The following is a 2,153-nucleotide window of genomic DNA, read 5'->3' on the forward strand; positions in this document are numbered from 1 at the left end:
AGCAAACAAGAGGATTAAAATCGAAATAATTAAAACAATGCCGAAGGAAATGCGAATAACATAAAAAACTACTTGCCAGATTTTACTCCCGAAAGCTTTTAACTGCAATTGCCAATATTTATTCAGAAGAATTGAGCGAAAATTTTCGGGAAAAAGATAGATAATTTCCCCCGTATCTGCTACCTGTAAATGTCCCCCCGCTTCCGCCGCTAAAGCTAATAATCCCTGTTGTGCAGCGTTAATCTCTAAACCCGATTTTGCCGCCACATCACCCACCGTAACCCGATAGCCTAATTTTTCGATCGATTGTAATAGAGACTCTTGGGGGTTCATAGAAAATACTGTTCCTGTCGATTATCCTCTTTTCTAGTTTAGTTTTGATTTTGTCTTTTTGGCAGCGGCTATCTTGATTGACAGGTGCGGCATTTTGGACTCGATCGAGAAAATATCGTTATAATTGTTCCAATAGTCGCAAAAAGCAGGGCTAAACTGTATAAATAGTTACTTTATAAGCAATTATCAGAGGTGAGCATGAATGCGTCGGAACAGGCAAAAGGATTAGAATTAACGGCGAAGATCGCCACACTCGTCAACCTGTTTAAACAAGAATTCCCCGATGCAAAGGCAGATCTGAAACCTTGGCGCAACGATCCCCACACAAGGGAGTTAACAGATCCCGACTCGATCGATATCGCTTTCCATTTTCCCGGTTGGAGTCCCAGAATTCAAGGGCGCAGTATTCTGGTACAAATTCGTTTTCATCTCGATAGCGAGGATCAGCATCAGCGTTTGATTGGCTTAGAAATGCAGGCTTTTAACCATCAAGGAACTGCTTGGCGACTATCTACGGTGGAAAATTGGCAATTAGTCGGCAATTATCAACCCTCTCCTAAGGTGGCTGATAAGTTAAAATATTTCAGCCGGCAGGTGTTTGAAGTTTTTAAAAATGAGCATCGATAAGGCTCTTTCGGCACTCTCGGCAAAAGATCGTTATTCGATCGAGATTAAATCGGTCATAATGTCAAGCTATAGGACTAAATTAATTCTTGAAAGTGCTTCGCTTTAGCAGAGATTTTTAACATTTTTTCTGGTTGATCGTGAATCTCACTTTTTTGAGAAAGTTTACGGCTGCTCATGCTTGTTTTAGAAATACTGATATTTTTAATACTAACAAAGCGATATTGATAGTCCTGAAGAAAATCGGGTTGATTCCAAAATAAGCGTCCGATTTCACGACAATAGGAGACAAAGCATTCGGCTCCTTTTAATTGTTTAATTATCGATGAATTAGAATCTCTGCTTTTCTTCATTTCCAAACAAAGGATAACTTTTTCAGTAGGGGTATTAGCGATAATTATAAAATCTGCACGCTTACATTCACCTTTATTACCAGTAAAAATTTTGCGGACATCAAAAAACTCATCTAGCTTGATCACAATAACTCGATCGGGTTCAGGCATTCCACTAATCACAAACGAATAGTTATCTTGATTTTCTGTCAGTTTCAGTAAATAAATATCTCGTTTGTACTCTTTTTTATATTCCAACTCTACTATCGCACACTTGCTAATCATTTCTTTGAGGATAGCAATATCAGACATTACTCCTCACCCCAAATAATAGCCGTTTGAATACGATTCATATTTTCGATAGTAGTATCAAAACTGCGCGCTTCAATACCCATTTCTGGATCAATTTTAGCGGGGTTTAAAGTGTGAAATTTGGTCTTTTTTTTCTGTCCTTTCAACATCTTTGAATCTTCTTCAGCAATATAGACTTTAACTTGATTAGCCGATAATAATTCCTCTTGTCTATAGCCTTCTTCTGCGGCAATTTGTTTCAGGTGTGGTTTATTATGGTTAAGCATAATTAATGTATTGATTTCTTTGATAATATAATCACTGTGAGTAGTGATAAAAACTTTAATACCAATGTTGATCAGTCGAGCGAAAAGTTTAGCGATACGGCGTTGATTTTCTGGATGGAGATGTAATTCAGGTTCATCTACCATTAACAAATCTCCGATGCGAGCTTCGTGTCTTAAATAAAAGCCAATGTCTAAAAGAGAACGTACAGCACTAGAACTTTCATCCATCGATAGTCTAAGTTTTTTTCCTTTAGGAATGTAATAAAGTTCATCATTGCTAGTAATC

General features: G+C 37.5%; 3 protein-coding genes and 1 pseudogene. 1 reads left to right on the forward strand and 3 read right to left on the reverse strand.

The window, feature by feature from the left end; genetic code table 11:
* Window positions 1-333: pseudogene (locus PX636_RS18410) on the reverse strand (hypothetical protein); the annotation flags it as partial.
* A 198-nt stretch (window positions 334-531) separates the two neighbouring features.
* Here PX636_RS18410 and PX636_RS18415 point away from each other — a divergent pair.
* Window positions 532-960, forward strand: coding sequence for a Tery_1686 family protein (locus tag PX636_RS18415; RefSeq protein WP_147072521.1), 429 nt, complete (start codon window positions 532-534; stop codon window positions 958-960).
* Between the two features lie 74 nt (window positions 961-1,034).
* Here PX636_RS18415 and PX636_RS18420 read toward each other — a convergent pair whose 3' ends face one another.
* Window positions 1,035-1,601, reverse strand: a complete 567-nt coding sequence (locus tag PX636_RS18420; RefSeq protein ID WP_061432964.1) for a hypothetical protein — start codon at window positions 1,599-1,601, stop codon at window positions 1,035-1,037.
* On the reverse strand, window positions 1,601-2,153 hold a 553-nt coding region (locus tag PX636_RS18425), incomplete at its 5' end, for an AAA family ATPase (protein ID WP_288118214.1). The genes PX636_RS18425 and PX636_RS18420, both read right to left, overlap by 1 nt.

The sequence above is a fragment of the Microcystis sp. M53598_WE2 genome (assembly GCF_030067735.1).
Lineage (GTDB): Bacteria > Cyanobacteriota > Cyanobacteriia > Cyanobacteriales > Microcystaceae > Microcystis > Microcystis aeruginosa.

Coding starts and splice junctions, on each gene's coding strand:
- PX636_RS18420 (WP_061432964.1), bottom strand. CDS start 1,601: ATGTCTGATATTGCTATCCTCAAAGAAATGATTAGCAAGTGTGCGATA.
- PX636_RS18415 (WP_147072521.1), top strand. CDS start 532: ATGAATGCGTCGGAACAGGCAAAAGGATTAGAATTAACGGCGAAGATC.